This window comes from Pantoea sp. EKM101V, assembly GCF_011800325.1.
Classification (GTDB): Bacteria; Pseudomonadota; Gammaproteobacteria; order Enterobacterales; family Enterobacteriaceae; genus Pantoea; species Pantoea anthophila.
Genome location: NZ_JAALFP010000011.1, coordinates 22,145 through 38,881, shown reverse-complemented (window position 1 = coordinate 38,881; position 16,737 = coordinate 22,145). Strand labels below are relative to the sequence as shown.

The following is a 16,737-nucleotide window of genomic DNA, read 5'->3' as shown; positions in this document are numbered from 1 at the left end:
AATTATGGAATAGCCTTTAAAGCATAATGCAGGATCCGCCCGCCGATTATCTGAATCTGTAATATTTACGTAAAAGATCGGATAACGGTTTTTGTTGTCTCTTTTTGGGCAAGTAAGCCTTAATACATCAATTAATTTGACGATGCAGGCGTAAAAGGGCCGGATGTGAACAGACGCCCCTTGTCGCGATTGACGACAGCACAGATAACACGCTCATCCGCGCATTTTTTTGGCCTGCCGATCCGGCTTCAGATGCGCGCCCGCTCGGGCAGAGCGTCACCGATGCTGTCGGGATGGTCAAAAACAGAGCATATCGTTACACTCTCAGCAGCCTTCTCTGCGAACCGGCACGGCTCAGACGTTCCCTTACGGCAGGCAATAAGGACTCTTATGCTGGATTATATGGTGTCGCTCTACCGTACTGTTCCTGTCTCGTCGGAGTGTCTCAGCGCCTGGCTTGCCCGCTGGCTGGCCCGGGAACAGGATCGCTGCCACGATCATCACTTTTCCGCCGCGTTTCCCTGGCGCGAAACCGGCCTGCCCCAGCACACCTTTTTGCAGCGGGAACTGACGATAAACGGCCAGCGCTATCTCACCGGGCCGCGCTATCTGGGAGGAGACCTGGCTCAGCCCTTCATTGATGTCATCGCACGTGATGGCGCGCTGGATTATGCGGCAGCTGACGCCATCATGCGGGCGTGGCAGGTGCTGAATCCGCTCAGGCTGCGGGTCCTGTTGCCTGTGACTCACGCTGAAATCGGCTTTACTGACCAGCTGATTTTCCTCAGCGATCCCGCTTCGCTGCCGGAACCTGTCACAGGCGAACTGTCTCTGGTCACCGCCAGCCGGCGCGATTATCCCGCCTGTCTCGCGGCGATTCATCACGCCTATCGCGTCAGCAGGCAGACCCTGCCGCATCTTCGCGATCAGTTGCAGGCCACCAGCAGGCAGGAGTTACGGGATGATATCGCTGCCGGGCACGTCCGTCTGATTGTCTGGCAGGAGAGGATGGCTGGACTGATTATTTGTGTGCCCCGGCAAACGGCATTTATTGAAGGCTTCCAGATTATGGATGAAGTCATTATCCCTGCCTGTCAGGGCCGGGGGCTTGCCGCGAGCGCTCAGCGGCATTTGCTGCGGCAGCTTCATCTGCACCATGGCGAGCGCGCGCTGCTGACCGGCACGATTCTGCCCGGCAACCTTCCGTCACTGCGAACGGCCTGCAATGCCGGACGGCGCTGCGTGCTGAAGTATCAGTTTTTTACCCCCACCGATTTACGCGCGGGCGGTCTGATCTGCTGAGGTCACCACAAGGCGAGCGCGATCAGTGTATCCTGCACCCGGTAAACCCGCTGCTTCAGACTCAGGCTCTCTTCAGCACCGATCAGGTTAGCCTCATAAGCCGCATTGATTTTTTCCAGCGCGCTTTTGGTGCTATTTTTCAGTCCTTCATGCCAGTTCGCCTCTGAGCGGCTGGCCGCCTGTTTCTCCAGCTTTCTCACATATTCCGCCACGTTTTTGTTCGTGGAAAAAAGGTCAATCACGGCCCTGTCACCCTCTTTTTGCTGCTGTAAATGTCCCTCCCGGCGGCGCCAGGTCTCTCTGTTCCGGAATGCCAGAGTGCGTCTCTGCACAGGCTATCCGGCAGGCATCCTAACCTCTTTCTGAGCTTGCAGCTTTGATCTGACTGACGCGGCTTCGCTCGCATAATCCCCCGCACTGTCCTTAACTCAAATCTTGTAATCCCGTTCCACTGAGAACTCCCGGAGGACGCTTTGACAACCACATCTGAGACAACGACCAGTGACAATACCCTCACGCTCCGGCGCTGGATAACGATCGGCCTTCCGGCAACCGAGCTTTTTGCCCTGTGGCTTGAGCCGGATACCCTGCCCCGGATTATGAGCCACTTCGCCAGCGTGACACCGGTGAATAAAAGCGATGCGCACTGGCAGGTTGAAGGGCCTCTCGGCAGGCATTACCGCTGGGAAAGCCGGATTGTTGAAGCGCAGCCGGGCGAAGTCATCGCCTGGCGTTCGCTGGACGGCGCGGACATTCCTAACGAAGGTGAACTGCGTTTTCGCCCCGCGCCGGGTGAATGGGGGACCGAACTCGCCCTGACGCTGCAGTTCACCCCGCCGGGCGGGGCACTGGGGAAAAAGGTGACCACGTTATTCGATCTGCTGCCGAAAGAGGTGGCCAGCAAAGCGTTACATCGCTTCAAGAGCCTGGCTGAAACCGGTGAAATTCCCACGCTGGAGGGGCAGCCTGCGGGCCGCCATGCCAGCCGTAAGGATAAGGAGAAATAGATGCGCGCACTCTGCTGGAATGGCGTCAACGATCTCAGCGTTGAAACGGTGGCCGATCCCGGTCTGATTAACCCTCACGATGCCATCATACGGGTCAGGCTTACCACAACCTGTGGCTCCGATCTCCACGTCATTGACGGTCTGATCCCGACGATGCGCGAGGGAGATATCCTGGGCCATGAATTTATGGGCGAGGTCGTCGAGGTCGGCAGCGCGGTGAAAAATATCCGCCGCGGCGATCGGGTGGTCGTGCCCTCCTTCATCTCCTGCGGCTCCTGCTGGTATTGCCAGCAACAGCTCCCCTCCTGCTGTGACAACACACATCCGCAGTGGGAAAAAGGGGAGACGGCGCTGGGCCATCCGACCGGCGGGATTTACGCTTACAGCCATGCTTTTGGCGGCTATGCGGGCTCGCATGCGGAGTATGTCCGCGTCCCCTTTGCCGACAATGACTGCTTTGTCGTTCCCGACGGTGTCACCGATGAGCAGGCGCTGTTCCTCTCCGATGCGACACCAACCGGCTACATGGGTGCCGATTTCTGCAACATCCATCCGGGTGACACGGTGGTGGTCTGGGGCTGTGGCGGCGTCGGCCTGATGGCTCAGCAGAGTGCCTGGCTGATGGGTGCCCATCAGGTCATCGGTATCGATCGCTATCCTGAGCGGCTGGCGATGGCGCGGGACTTTGCAGGCAGCATCGCGCTGGATTACACCTCGGTCGATATCCACGAAGCCCTGCTGGAACTGACCGGCGGCCGCGGCCCGGACAGCTGTATTGATGCGGTCGGCATGGAGGCCAGGGGGGAAGGCTTAAGTCAGGTCTACGACAAGACGAAACAGATGCTGCATCTTGAAACGGATGTGGGGGCCGCCCTGCGTCAGGCACTCTATAGCTGCCGCAAAGGCGGCAACATCGCTATCCTGGGCGTGTATGGCGTGATGGATAAGTTTCCGCTGGGGCTGATGATCAACAAGAGTCTGACCATCCGCACCGCCCAGCAGCACGGGCAACGCTATATGCACAGGCTGCTGGAACATGTCGCGCAGAATGAACTCAACCCGGCGTTTATGGCGACGCATCGCTTTCCGCTGGAAGAAGCGCCGCGCGGCTATGAGATGTTTAAGCATAAAGAAGATGGCTGTGTTCGTGCCGTCTTTGTTCCCTGAGAACAGGATGCCCCTGACCGATTCGGGCGGCTGAGCCGCCCTTTTCTGTTTATTCCCGGCGCTTACCTCAACGTCAGATTATCCTTTTATGGCAGCCCGTTTCCCCTGACCAGAGCGGAAGCTGACCGATCAGGATGGCAGGATCATATGAATTTTTTATGAACCTGAAAGCCAAAAAACGACGTTAAATGAATAACCTGCCTGAACGCTGCCGGTACCGCCATCATTCACATTTTGTAAAAATATTAATCACACTACGTTATCGTTTCATGCATAAATTAGTGCCACCTTTCACTCATGGAGCAGGCAAATGACGCAGTTTGTAGCGATTTTTTTCTCCTCACTCTTTATGTGCAGCAACGTTTTCGCCGGGTCGGTCTCTTCCGTCTCACTCGGGGCCATTTCAACCGCCCTGAATGAACGTATGCAGGTCATGAAAGCCGTGGCAGGTTATAAAGCGCAGCATCATTTACCCGTGGAGGATCTGCCCCGGGAGCAGGTGGTACTGGAGAACATGCTGCACAATGCGCAGCAGGAAGGACTTGAGCCGGAATCGGTGGAACCTTTTATTCACGCCCTGATGAATGCCAGTAAAGCCATTCAGTATCGCTATCGGGCTGACTGGCTTTCCACGCCGGATAGCCTGCAGGCCGTTCCGGATCTGGCAGAGACCCGGCAGCAGATACAACGGCTGGATACACAGTTACTGACGGCGATCAGTCAGCGGCTGATGGCAGGCACCCTGACTGGCGCCGACAAGGGCTGGCTGCTTTCGCAGCTCGCGGCCCCCCACCTCAGTGAGGCGGACAAAAACAGCCTCGTGACCTCCCTTTCCCGCATTCAGCGCAGGCATTAGGCGGAGGGCGTCACGCAGATTCTGCCCCCAAGGGGGAATCTCAGGATGCGTCACCGGTCATAAGTGAGAACGTTACAGGCATCAGCCCTGTTGCGACTTTTCACTCTGAAGAATAGCGGCACAGGCTGTTCGTGAAAGGATGCGTTTACGTTAATGCAGGCATAAGAGCCTGTTGTCCGACAGGCTCTTATGCAGAGTGTTAGCAATGCCAGGATCAATTATCAGTGCAGGAGTGAATTAATAATCAAACATCCCGGCGGGGGTTTTATGACTCTCTTTTGTATCAGCGTAAGTCCGCGCAGTCTGGTAATCAATCACCGGAATGGGCCAGGTGGGGGCCTTACCTTCATACATCTCGGCAACCCCCATAGCAGCCATGTAAGAAGCCCGGATGGCGGCTTCAGCCGTATTGCCTCCCACGTGCGGGGTGATGAGCACATTATCCAGTGCCGCCAGAGGGTTATCCGGGTGCATCGGCTCATGGGCAATGACATCCAGTCCTGCGCCAGCGATGATGCCATTTTTACAGGCTTCAACCAGATCGTCTTCATTGACCAACCCACCGCGCGCGGTATTGATCAGAAAAGCACCCGGTTTCATCATCGCTAACTTTTCTTTGTTAATCATGTTATGCGTCACTGAGGTATCGGGGGCGTGCAGTGAGACGTAATCACTCTCCGTAAAAATTCTCTCCAGGTCTCTTACGACCTCAACCCCATCGGGAAAATCTTTAGCAGGCTTGTAAGGATCGTAGCAAAGCACGTTCATTTCCATCGCCAGACAACGTTTAGCGGTCCGGCTGCCTATGTTTCCGCACCCGATGATCCCCACGGTTTTGCCGTTTAAGGTTGTCATCGGCGTTTTTAATTTTGCCGCATAGTAGTCGACCGGCAGCATTGCACGAAGACGGCTGACATTGCGGCTCATATAAAGCATGAGTAACAACGCCGTCTCCGCAACGGATGTACTGTTCGCAACAGGCGCATAGAGGCATTTGACGCCAAAGTCATCAGCAGCCTTCAAATCAACCGCATCAAACCCGGCACCATGCCGGACGAGGACTTTTAAATTCGGTGCTGCCGCCTCAAACACTTTGCGAGACATTTTGGTCACACGAACAATGATGGCATCCGGCTGGTGTAACTGCATGTCTGCAATCACGTCGTCGGTTTCAAAGCCACGCCCGTCAATTAACGTATGCCCCTGCCGTTCAAGCAGAAGTCGTCCATCCTGTTTCAATTCCTGTGGCAAAAGCACTTTCCAGCCCATAATAAAACCTCGTTATTTATAGATTACAGTATGCCTATCAATTTCCAGTAGGGAAGACCGACAGTAAAGAGCACTAAAGAAATAAGGATGAGTATTATCGTGCCTTTTGTATACCAGTCCTTTTGGCTGACATAGCCGTTCCCGTATAAATAAATACTTGCCCCGTTTCCGTAATTACAAAGCAAAGCACCGTATGCGCCAAAGAAGACCAGCATCAACGACAGGGCCATCATATTGACCTGGGTCGCTTTGGCTAAGGTCAGCACCACTGGATAAATGGAAACGATATAAGCGGAGTTCGAAACAAAAAAATACTTCACGACCAGACTGAGTAATACCAGAATCACCAGAACCAGAGAGCCGCTAATCGCATTAAGATTCAAATACAGCTGAAGCTGTGACGCAATCCAGGTATAGAATCCGCCATCATTTAGCGCCACGGTCAGACTGTAAAAAGCACCAAACCAGGTAAACATGTTCCAGGCGCCTTTTTCAGCCATCAGGTCATCCCAGTTTAACAATCCAAACACCAGCTCCAGCGCTAACCAGATAAAGGCAACAATATAGAGTCCCATGCCAATCTTATAGCCAATACTCCATCCCAGAATGGCACAGATAAAAAGCACAAACATGATCTTTTCATCCCGCTTCATGGGGCCCATTTCCGCAATCTTTTGCAGAACGATGGGTTTTATATTTCCCAGGTCACGCATTTCGGGTGGGAATAACTTGTAGACCACAATCGGGCTGAGAAAAAGGATCAGTAAACCGGGGACCAGAGCGGCTTTGAACCACAGCGCCCACGTTAACTCAATCCCAACGACATTGTTTATCGTCGATGCAATCACGGCATTGGATGCCATTCCGGTTAAAAACAGCGCCGCTGTTGACATGGTAACGACGTGCTGTAAGAGCTCAAGATATGCGCCCAGTTTTCGGGGATTTTTGTCGGGATGGGAATCCAGCGCTTCCGATAAGCCCCTGAAAATCGGGAAGACAATCGCAGACCGTGATGTGTTAGATCCCGTTGCCGGGCTCAATATCAGATCGCATATCAGCATGACATAGCCCAGGCCAAGCGACGAACGGCCAAAGGAGGTGTTGCCGAATTTAGAAAGTAAAATGTAGGCCATGCGTTTACCCAGCCCATTTTTCCTGAATGCGCTGCAAGCCAGTAACACGGCCAGGATAAACCAGACGTTCTGTTGTCCCCATCCGTAAAAAAGCGCGTTGGGATCTTTCACGAAAAAAGCCCCAAGCCCTACGATAATCAGGCTGATAATGGGCTCGGAAAATGGCTTCAGAATGAGTCCACACATCAGCGCAAGGCATAAGCCCGCCATATGCCATGTATTAATATCCAGTCCGTCAGGACAGGGTAGCGTCCAGAATAACGCAGGGAAAATAACGACCGGAACAAGCTTTGTTATCTTGCTTTTCATTTTTCGTTCTTCCTGGTTTTATTTTATTACTCATAGTGATTATCAATAATCTCTACATTCTTTCTTTCCATTAAATCGTCTACCCATTGACGATCAACCGTACCGGCTGCGGAATTGACGGCTTTTTCTTTATCTTTCTCAGATAATATTTTTGATTTCTCCAGAACAGAGTAAGCGTCGTCTTTCGGAATGACGATGACGCCATCCCTGTCACCCAGGATGATATCGCCAGGATTGACCATGATACCGCCACAGGAAATCGGGACATTAACTTCTCCGGGGCCTTCTTTGTAAGGTCCCGAGGGGGTGGTTCCGGTTGCATAGAGAGGTAATGTTCCCTGAGAGAGAATATCAATGTCTCTGACCGGGCCATCGATAACAATCCCCTCTATTTTTTTGAAGCCCTGCAAATAATTAAACATGATTTCACCCATGATAGCCCGGCTCCGTTCCCCCTCATTGGAAACCACAATCACATCGCCAGGTTGTGAAATATTCATCGCTTTATGGAGCATCATGTTGTCACCCGCTCGGGCTTTGACCGTCAATGCAACCCCGCACATAATTCTGCCGGAGGGATTTGACATCAGTCTGATTTGCGGATTCATTCCGCATAATCTGCCCATACAATCCGCCACATTTGCAGCTGCAATTTTGCTGAAAGCTTTAACCAGTTCAGGATCCGGCAATTTTCTCCTGGTGAAAACGCGATTACCCACTGACATGAGCGACTCCTTATTAATATGATCTGTTTCTGACGTTTTATTTTTCAGTAAGACAAATATCTGTTCCGGCATGAACAAAATGGACATCAGCATCCATCATGTCTGCATAGAATAAAATCATCCCCTCAATGCCCTGAGGGATAACTTTAGATTGTCCTGAATGCGCGACGACCAATGCCGTAATTGCTTCCGGAAGTCGGTATTTATGGGTGTAATACCCACTTAAAAAGCCATGCTGATAAAGCTTACCCGTTTGACTTTTTTTACTGGTGCCCGGCCCACCCGCCCCCATCTCCATCTCTTCCAGCTTGCATACGTCATGCAGTACAGCGGAAACAATCAGAATATCGGTGTCAACTTCATACCCGAATTTTTTATGGATATTCCGGGCAATAAGCAGGACATTGTCCGTGACATTCTCGGTGTGCTTAACCAAAGAAACATCCGGTACTCTGATCGCAAACTGTGCATCTTCAATGTTCTCCCATGCACTGTTCCGAAATGCCTCAACCCAGATTTCACATGCAGCATCCGCAAGCCTTCTGTTTTTGACTGCTGCTAACTGAGGGAAAAACTCTTTTATCTTTTCAATGGTGATTTCGCACATTTCCTGCCTCACAAAGTCCTGTCAGATAATAAAGAAGAACCTTCACCCTATCGGAAACCGGGTGAATATGATGACCTTGCGGGCATTCTATTTTTTAATACGCACCAACAGAAAAAATATTTTATTTATTTCCGACAAGGAAATGTTGTTTATGCATTATTTAAAATTAATTTAACTATTCTGCAATAAGGCCTTCGTTAATCACGCTTAAGCCGTCAATTTAAAACGGTGAGATTTGCAATTAACCTCACAGAAATTCCGGAGTCTGGTTCATAATAAAACCGTCAACTCCGTTACTGGAAGGCTTATCACCACGCGGGTTGCGTCAGCGATGCCGTGAAAAAGGTCCGGGCGTACCAAATAGCGCCGTTGTCCGGGAGATGAAGTCACGCGCATAGCGTGATAGATAGCGGTTTTTGTGGTAAATAATGCTCAGCGGACTGAAAACATAGTCATTCTGAAGAAGAACGGGCAGAAACACACCTTCCGGATAGCGCTCCTGTAAGGAGGGTATTCTTATTTCAGTCAGAAAAAAAACACCAAATTCAAACAGGGCAAGCATAACATCGATGGAGTCAACCTCAAATATTCTCCGCGGTTCAAATCCCGCCTCCTCAAAGCATGCGTTAACAATTTTGTGCAGTCGGTAATCCGATTTAAAACAGATAAAGGGAAAGTCTTTGAATTTATCAAGCGTCGTGCCCTGCTGGCATCCTGCGATAAAATTATCCGTGTCACTGCCAAAATGCTCAATCAGCAGATTTTTATTTACGGCAAGATAGAGCCTGTCGTTCATCAATGGGATGGTTTTTAACAGGGGATCATCCCCTTGTTTTATCCCGACAAAAAAATCCAGTTCTCCGGACATCAGCATCTGTTCCATCCTGGCTGATTTTTCGTTTGTCAGGTTTATCGTAATGTTGGGCCATTTTTTTATATAGTCCGGCAGAACCATAGGAAGCCAGTAACTTCCTCTGTAGGGCGTCGCCCCGATATATAACGTGCCAATGTGATGATTTTTAATATCGCTTAATCGCGATGAGATATTATCGCTTTCCATCAGTATCTTTATCGCAGAATCATACAGCGCGCTGCCAGCCTGAGTGAGTTTAATCTGCGGTTTTCTGTGGAAGAGAATCGTATCATAATAATCCTCTAATTTTTTTATGTGTACACTGAGATTTTGCTGAGAGGTTGAAAGATTTTGTGCAGCCCTGGTGAAATTTAAATTTTCAGCCAGCTCAACAAAGTATCGCATGCTGATTAAGTTCATTATGACCTCCCTGTAAGCCTGTAATCAGCGCGTTTTACTCGCCTGATTTACAGCAATCTGCGTGTATTGAAATGCTGAAGATAATGATTAAAAAATTCAAAGTTGCTAAAAGAGATAATGATTCTATATTTGCAAGTAAATGAGGTTAAACGTCGTTAACTTTTTTGCATCTTCTTCTTTGAATTATCGATTGCCATTATATTTTTTCTCGCGCGCTGTGTCCCCTGACAACCTGAGCTGAAGCGATGGTTTTTTTAATACGTGTGAGCGATGGCTCGTTATGCATTACCCGATACCGGCTGTACCCTAATCAGGTGCCGCAGTCTCAGGGTGAATGCATAGTGCATTACGCACCTTAAGAGGTCGCCGTATCGTTATAACGATACGGCGAAAATGATCTGGCGGGTGTAAATGACGTTGTATGCCTCTGTGAAGCAGAGAACAGCGAACTCAGGCGCTGGATCTGACCCGCATCTGTTAACCACGCAGCCGCAGTGTGGCCGGCAAGACCAGCTGACTCTCGGAGGGATCGTCTCCCCGGATCAGGGTGGTCAGCATAGAGAAACAGGCCTGCGCCAGCGCCGGGACATTCTGCTCTACCGTATCGATCGGAATGGAGAGCGAATCATACAGATAGTGATCGTCAAAACTGGCGATGCGGATATCGCGGGTCAGCAGGTGATGCTCGCTCATGTAGCGCAGCACCCCTTCCAGCAGACCACAGGCGGCGGTGAACATCGCTTTAGGAGGACGTCCCAGCCGGTCACACAAGGCCGAAAACATCTCATAGCCGCTGCCGGGATGGTAGTTACCCTGAATAATCCACTCCGGCTGCAGGGTCACCCCCGCGCGCGCCAGCCCCTGCCGGAATCCTGTCAGACGATCCTGGGTAGGCGACAGCGCCGACTGTCCGCCAAGGAAGTAGATCTCTTCCGGACAGGCGCGCGCCAGTTTTTCAACGAGATCGGCGGTAGGGGTGACCGAGTCGGTGATCACCCAGGGAAGCGCGGTGTTGTTCATGTGGCGATCAAACAGCAGTACCGGTAACTGTTCGCTGAGACTGACATAGTCACTGTCATCCAGCATGCTGGAGGCGACAATCAGCCCATCAACCTGACGGGCAACCAGGTTATTCACGACCACCCTCTCCTGAGCACCATTTTCATCGGTACAGGAGATCAGCAGCTGGAGACCGGCTGCCCGGCAGAGATTTTCCAGCGCATGCGAAAAGGCCGCGAAACCGTGGTTAGTGATCTCCGGCACCACCAGCCCCAGCGTGTGGCTGCGGGCATCATGCAGCATCCGGGCGTGGATGCTGGGCTGATAATGATGTTCACGGGCCAGCGTCAGAACCCGCTCACGCGTCTCCTTTGCCACCCGTAACTCTTCGCCACGGCCGTTAAGCACCAGGCTGGCAGTGGCTTTTGAAACGCCAGCCAGCCCGGCAATGTCACTGATGGTAACGCGTTTGGTTTTTCTCACGGCAGGACACGGTTGATGGAACAGGCCGTTATTCTACCATGCAGCGACGCAACGACCAGTAGCGGGCCGTCAGTTCTGCGCCTCCGCGCAGGGTGAGCTTCGCCGTCGTGTCCGGAAAATAGCGGCTGCTCATCACGCCCTCCCCCTCATTGATGAAAATCTCCACGCTGGAGTGGTCGCAGAGGATCTGCAACCGGCGGGCTGCCCCTGTCCAGTAGCGGAAGATCCACTCGCCCGACACCAGACTGCGACGGGCAAGCCGCAGTTCATCCTGCTGCCACGACAGGATCAGCGTATCGGCAAAATTGAGTTCGATATCTCCCTGACTCTCCAGCATCAGCTCCAGTCGCGCGGCGGCGATCGGTGGCATGTCATCAGCGCGACCCTGATAGTGCTGCTCCGCTTCGCGCAGCGCCTGCAGTTCGGCAACCGGCTGCTGACAGAGCCGCCCGTTGCGTGAGCTCAGTTCACGCAGGCAGGTCATCTGATGGATCCAGCGATGCGCGACCGTCGGCTGGGCCATCTCTTCGCCATCCGGCGTGCCCATCCAGCCCACCAGCAGACGCCGTCCGTCCGCAGTAAGCGTGGTCTGCGGCGCATAAAATTCAAACCCGGCATCCATTTCATTCAGCGGGCCGTGGGTGTATTCAGCCCGCGCGTAATCCAGAGAGCCGCTCAGCCAGGCGCAGGCGTGGCTGTTCAGGTAGCGTTTTTCTTCCGGCGCCACGCCCTGCGGACAGCAGATCAGATAGGTGCTGTCGCCCAGCGTGAACATATCCGGGCATTCCCACATGTAGCCCGCGGCGCCCAGTCCTCCCCGCTCGCTGCCCGCTATTTCGCCGAGAGAGAGCCACGCGCGCAGATCGTCAGAACGCAGTAACAGCACCCTGCCCTGCCGCTGCGTGGTCTGCGCCGCCAGAACCATGTACCAGTGGTTTTCGTGCCGCCACACTTTCGGATCGCGGACGTGGCCGGTATAACCCTCCGGCACGGCAATGACCGGGCCGAGTTTGTCGAATCCCCCCGTGCTGTTCTGCTGCGCCAGGCACTGCCACGCGGTGCGTGAGCCATCCTCAAATTTGACGTTACCGGTGTAGATCAGCGTCAGCACGCCGTTCTCCTCCACTGCGCTGCCGGAGTAGCAACCGCTGCGGTCATACTCCTCATCAGGCATCAGGGCAATGGGCTGATGCTGCCAGTGCAGCAGATCCGCTGAGCGCCAGTGACCCCAGCACTTATGCTGATGCGCACACCCCAGCGGATTCCACTGGTAAAAGAGATGATAGTGTCCGTCAAAATGGATAAAGCCATTGGGATCGTTGAGCAGCCCGGTCACCGGTGCCAGATGCCAGCCGGGATAGTGGCGGTCGCTGAGCGCCGCGGGCATACCCTGCATGACCGCCTGCAGGATGGCGGCCAGACGTGTTGATGCGCTCATTATTCCGCGTCCGTTTTATATTTGAGCAGGTAAGAGATCACAAACGCCGAAATGAAGGCGATGGCGATACCGATAATATAGTTCAGCAGCGATCCGGCCTGCACGATGGCCATGCCTGGCAAACCGGTCAGGCCGACGGCGGTCATGTAGACGTGCACCGAAACCACCCAGGCTCCCCCCAGCGCGCCCCCGACCAGGCCGGCAATGAAAGGTTTCATAAAGCGCAGGTTAATACCAAAGATCGCGGCTTCCGTGATCCCCAGCAGCGCAGAGAACGCGGAGGGCAGCGAAATCGCTTTGATTTTTGCATCGCGGGTTTTAAACCACACCGCCAGGCAGGCACCGCCCTGAGCGACATTCGCCATCGCCCAGACAGGCAGCAGGAAGTTTACCCCGATGGAGGGGTTACCCAGCAGCCCCGCCTCGATAGCGTGAAAGCTGTGATGCACACCGGTAATGACGATCACGGAATAGAGTCCGCCGAACACCAGGCCTGCCAGCCAGCCTGCGTGTGCGATCAGGGTGCTGAGCACAAAGGAGATGCCATCACCCAGCATACGGCCGGCCGGACCGATGATCAGCAGCGCAATGAAGCCGGACAGAATCACCGTCAGAAACGGGGTCAGGATCAGATCGAGGGCATCCGGAATAACCCGGCGCAGCTGCTTTTCCAGCATACTCATAAACCACACGGCCAGCAGCACCGGGAATACCGTCCCCTGATAGCCGATCATCGCCACTTCAAAACCAAAGAAGTTCATGGTGTGAAAACCCGACGCCACCCCCCAGGCGTTAGTCAGGGCCGGATGCGTCAGGATGCCGCCGAGGGTCGCGCCGAGAAAGGGGTTTCCGCCAAACTCGCGCGCCGCCGTAAAGCCAATCAGGATCGGCAGGATAATAAAAGCCGCCGAGCTGCACATATCGAGCATGATATAGAGCGCATTCTCCGGGTTAACCCAGCCGTAGGTTTTGACCATCCCCAGCAGGCCCATTAGCAGCCCCGACGCCACAATGGCCGGAATGATCGGCACAAAGATGTTCGACAACAGACGGGCGATTCGCTGGAAAGGGTTGAGCTTACGGGCCGCAATATCCGCCGCCTCCGACTTGCTCGATTCGCTGATGCCCGCCTCGGCGATGAACGCCGCATACACCTTGTTCACCACGCCGGTGCCAAAGATCACCTGAAGCTGTCCCGCATTGCGGAAGCACCCCTTTACCCCCTCAATCCGGCCAATGGCAGCGGTGTCCGCCAGCGCATCATCGGCCAGCACCAGCCTCAGCCGGGTAGCGCAGTGTGCGGCACTGGCGATATTCGCTTTGCCACCCAGCAGGGGCAGGAGTGCCCGGGAAATCTTCACATAGTCCATACATACCTCTGTCTTGTTATGTTTTTATCCGCGTGACTATCCGGCCCCGGATGCGGGGCCAGCCGGTCAGAACCAGGTTTCCATCTGAACGCCGAAGTTCCATTCGCCACCGGCATCAAACCCTTTACTGCCGAAGGCGTCGTCACTGGCATAGTTATCCAGCCGGTGATCCCAGTCCATCCAGGTAGCAAAGAGCCGGATTTCCGGGCGCTTGAGGAAGTCACCGACATCACCGGCTTTCAGCGTGGGCGCCACGGTGAGCTTGGTGAAGCTGCCGCTGACCGCGTTGCGATTGTTATACCCCTGCGGACGCAGATCCATGTACTGATAGGAGCCCTCATACTGCATCTCAAAGTTCTGCGTGATTTCCTGAATCAGCCGCAGGTTGACCGTCGCCCAGTCGTAGCTGTCCCCTTTGACGTAACGGTCGTCACTGCGCTGCGCCAGTAAAGCAGGCGCCATGTGCCAGCCTCCGCCCAGCGGCGTGATGCCGTAACTTGCCAGACGCCAGGTGCTGGCCTCCGGCAGCAGTGCGCCGTCAGAGCCAATGGATTTCACCTCCGCCCCCAGTCCGTGACCGTAAAGCAGTGCAGTTTTCGACGAACCGTCTGTCAGCCCATAGAAGCTGTCGTTGTGCAGGCCCAGCAGTGCGTGGACGCCGGTATTGGCTGCATCGCTTTTGACTTTGTTACCGTCAATATCCCGGCGGTCATCGTTATCCTTTGCCCGCAGGCCGCTGACCATCATCTGCACCGGACCGACAAAGTTGTTCAGTGACAGAATGTAGTTCTGCGCGGTGTTTTCGTTGTTTTCAATGTCGCCAAAAGTACGGCCATAGAGAGAGAGGTTGCTGCGCGCCTGATCGCTCCATTTCATGTCGTAGATACCGGCACCGGTTCCGGCAAGGAACACCACATCGGAGTCGATCCAGTGGATATCAAAGTTATCACGGTCAAAACGCTTACCGGCCCAGACGGTGGCGTTGTCGAAGGCGCCGGTAAAAGTAGGCAGCTGGCCCAGTTCGACAAACGCCTGACGCAGATTGAGGTCGCTGCTGGCGGCCGTCCAGTCGTTATAGGTCCGCTGCCCGTCGGCCAGCATCGCTTTGAACCGGGTTGTGGCCCCGCTGGCCAGCGTCTGCTTATGCTCCAGATTCAGCTCAACGTAGGTGTCCGGTTCATTACCCAGACGACCAACGTGACCGCCGGTCTCCCCGGCGGGGGTTACGGTCGGACCGCCCTGGGTTTTCGCGGCTGAACTGTTCATCAGCAGGCCGGATCGGGCATAGCCGTGAAATTCAAAGCCGCCCTCATCGGCCGAATGCTGCTCCAGCTTCGCGGTGCGCTGTTCGACCTGAGCGGCAGAGGCCTGATTCTGCTGCTGAACCGCCGCGAGCTGCTGAGCCTGCTTCTCAGCAGCCCGCGCGCGGGTTTCGGCGGCATCCGCCCGCTGCTCGGCCGCCTGAAGCCGCTGCTCCATGGCTGCCAGACGGGCTTCGATACTGCTCATGCTGGAATCGGCCCAGACGGGAGAGGAAAGCAACAGGGTAGAAAGGGTCACTGCAATGGTGCTTTTTTTCATTTTTTTATGTCCCTGAAAGGAGGCTATCATCACCGGCTTTTTGCTAAACCGGTTTAGGCCAAATCATAGCCACGGGTAATTTCCCTTCGCAACGAAAATAGCTAAACCGGTTTAGTGATTGTGAGATAGTTCGCAAAACAGGGGTAAAAAGCAGGGATTACTCCGTCAGTTCGTGAAGCTGGTGGAGCCAGGGGAGTGCAGTCATGGCACCTTTAGCCGTGGTGGCGAGTGCCCCGCAGCGCTGGGCACTCGCCAGCGCGCGTGCCAGCTGCGATTCATTTGCGGGCAGACCCGACTTTGCGAGTTCCCACAATAACCCTGCCACGAAGGCATCGCCTGCGCCCGTCGTATCGACACTGACCACAGGGGTGGTGCTGTAATGCGCAACCCGGCCCTGATAACAGGCCAGCACCCCTTCCCTGCCCCGCGTCACCAGCAACAAATTGATCTGATAACGCGACGCCAGTTGCAGCATGCGCCCGGCCGCTTCACCCTCCGGACAGAGAAAATCAAGCTCTTCATCTGACAGTTTAACGACGTCGGCGTGGCTGAGCGCCTCGCTCACCACCGCCTGCAGCAGTGCCGGATCGGGCCAGAGGTCGTGGCGCAGATTCAAATCAAAACTGACATGCCCGCCTGCGGCCCGGATCTGTTCCATCGCCTTCAGCGTGGTGCTGCGCGAAGGCTCTGCCGCTAAGGCGATGGAACAGCAGTGCAGCCACTCCCCGCGGCCGAACGCAGGCAGGTCGCCCGGTTCAAGAAACAGGTCGGCGCTTGGCCGCACCATAAAGGTAAAGGAGCGTTCGCCCTGTTCATCCAGCCCGACCACCACCGTCGAGGTGCGGTGCCGGGGATCGTTTATCATGGCCCCGGTGTCGACCTGCTCTTCCTGCAGCGTCTGCCGCATGAATTCACCAAAGGGATCCGCGCCAACCCGGCCGATAAACGCGCTGTTTCCCCCCAGACGCGCGACGCCCACTGCGACATTGGCGGGCGCCCCGCCCGGACACTGCATTAACCGACCCGGCATTTCGGGAAGTAAATCCACCACGGCATCGCCGAGGCACCACACGCGAACTGACATACATACTCCTTTAATCAGACCTGAACGCTAAACCGTTTTAGCTATAGCGGGAAACGATGCCGACTTCAAGTGTTCTGGTGCTGGAGTGATACCTCGCTGACAGCCGCGAGCAGGTCATTGGGGTAGAGAAGCGA

At 54.4% G+C, this 16,737-nt stretch carries 15 protein-coding genes; 4 read left to right on the top strand and 11 right to left on the bottom strand.

Going from position 1 to position 16,737, the window contains the following annotated elements; translation table 11 throughout:
- Positions 1 to 390 precede the first annotated feature (390 nt).
- Positions 391 to 1,302, top strand: a complete 912-nt coding sequence (locus HFD92_RS16705) for an N-acetyltransferase (protein ID WP_167429301.1) — start codon at positions 391 to 393, stop codon at positions 1,300 to 1,302.
- A gap of 2 nt (positions 1,303 to 1,304) precedes the next feature.
- Here HFD92_RS16705 and HFD92_RS16700 read toward each other — a convergent pair whose 3' ends face one another.
- Positions 1,305 to 1,544 (bottom strand): hypothetical protein, encoded by a 240-nt coding sequence (locus HFD92_RS16700; RefSeq protein WP_167429300.1) that lies wholly within the window; start codon positions 1,542 to 1,544, stop codon positions 1,305 to 1,307.
- A gap of 231 nt (positions 1,545 to 1,775) precedes the next feature.
- On the opposite strand from HFD92_RS16700, the gene HFD92_RS16695 reads away from it, so the two are divergent.
- The 3 genes from HFD92_RS16695 to HFD92_RS16685 all read left to right on the top strand — a co-directional run bounded on the left by HFD92_RS16695 (position 1,776) and on the right by HFD92_RS16685 (position 4,332).
- Positions 1,776 to 2,309, top strand: coding sequence for an SRPBCC family protein (locus tag HFD92_RS16695; RefSeq protein WP_058958374.1), 534 nt, complete (start codon positions 1,776 to 1,778; stop codon positions 2,307 to 2,309).
- Positions 2,310 to 3,476: a zinc-dependent alcohol dehydrogenase gene (locus HFD92_RS16690; protein ID WP_046103058.1), complete on the top strand. Its 1,167-nt coding sequence runs from the start codon at positions 2,310 to 2,312 to the stop codon at positions 3,474 to 3,476.
- Positions 3,477 to 3,786: 310 nt separating this feature from the next.
- The gene (locus HFD92_RS16685; RefSeq protein ID WP_167429299.1) at positions 3,787 to 4,332 is read left to right on the top strand and encodes a chorismate mutase; all 546 of its coding nucleotides are present in this window, start codon (positions 3,787 to 3,789) and stop codon (positions 4,330 to 4,332) included.
- A 237-nt stretch (positions 4,333 to 4,569) separates the two neighbouring features.
- Here HFD92_RS16685 and HFD92_RS16680 read toward each other — a convergent pair whose 3' ends face one another.
- From HFD92_RS16680 to HFD92_RS16635, 10 genes are all read right to left on the bottom strand, one after another.
- Positions 4,570 to 5,601, bottom strand: coding sequence for a hydroxyacid dehydrogenase (locus tag HFD92_RS16680; protein WP_167429298.1), 1,032 nt, complete (start codon positions 5,599 to 5,601; stop codon positions 4,570 to 4,572).
- A 23-nt stretch (positions 5,602 to 5,624) separates the two neighbouring features.
- Entirely contained in the window at positions 5,625 to 7,043 is a 1,419-nt protein-coding gene (locus HFD92_RS16675) for a DASS family sodium-coupled anion symporter (protein WP_167429297.1), read from the bottom strand.
- A 26-nt stretch (positions 7,044 to 7,069) separates the two neighbouring features.
- The gene (locus tag HFD92_RS16670) at positions 7,070 to 7,768 is read right to left on the bottom strand and encodes an RraA family protein (protein ID WP_167429373.1); all 699 of its coding nucleotides are present in this window, start codon (positions 7,766 to 7,768) and stop codon (positions 7,070 to 7,072) included.
- 37 nt (positions 7,769 to 7,805) lie between these two features.
- Complete coding sequence (locus HFD92_RS16665; RefSeq protein ID WP_167429296.1) at positions 7,806 to 8,375, bottom strand: HD domain-containing protein; 570 nt, start codon at positions 8,373 to 8,375, stop codon at positions 7,806 to 7,808.
- A 325-nt stretch (positions 8,376 to 8,700) separates the two neighbouring features.
- Positions 8,701 to 9,648 (bottom strand): LysR family transcriptional regulator, encoded by a 948-nt coding sequence (locus tag HFD92_RS16660; RefSeq protein ID WP_167429295.1) that lies wholly within the window; start codon positions 9,646 to 9,648, stop codon positions 8,701 to 8,703.
- 477 nt (positions 9,649 to 10,125) lie between these two features.
- On the bottom strand, positions 10,126 to 11,130 hold the full coding sequence (locus tag HFD92_RS16655) for a substrate-binding domain-containing protein (RefSeq protein WP_167429294.1): 1,005 nt from the start codon (positions 11,128 to 11,130) through the stop codon (positions 10,126 to 10,128).
- 28 nt (positions 11,131 to 11,158) lie between these two features.
- Positions 11,159 to 12,568 (bottom strand): sucrose-6-phosphate hydrolase, encoded by a 1,410-nt coding sequence (locus HFD92_RS16650; RefSeq protein WP_167429293.1) that lies wholly within the window; start codon positions 12,566 to 12,568, stop codon positions 11,159 to 11,161.
- Positions 12,568 to 13,938 carry a sucrose-specific PTS transporter subunit IIBC gene (locus HFD92_RS16645; RefSeq protein WP_046103061.1) on the bottom strand — a complete coding sequence of 457 codons (1,371 nt, stop codon included), beginning with the start codon at positions 13,936 to 13,938 and terminating at the stop codon, positions 12,568 to 12,570. Before HFD92_RS16645 ends, HFD92_RS16650 begins: the two co-directional genes overlap by 1 nt.
- Positions 13,939 to 14,004: 66 nt before the next feature.
- Positions 14,005 to 15,519, bottom strand: a complete 1,515-nt coding sequence (locus HFD92_RS16640) for a carbohydrate porin (RefSeq protein ID WP_167429292.1) — start codon at positions 15,517 to 15,519, stop codon at positions 14,005 to 14,007.
- Between the two features lie 157 nt (positions 15,520 to 15,676).
- Positions 15,677 to 16,603, bottom strand: a complete 927-nt coding sequence (locus HFD92_RS16635; RefSeq protein WP_167429291.1) for an aminoimidazole riboside kinase — start codon at positions 16,601 to 16,603, stop codon at positions 15,677 to 15,679.
- Between the last annotated feature and the right edge of the window lie 134 nt (positions 16,604 to 16,737).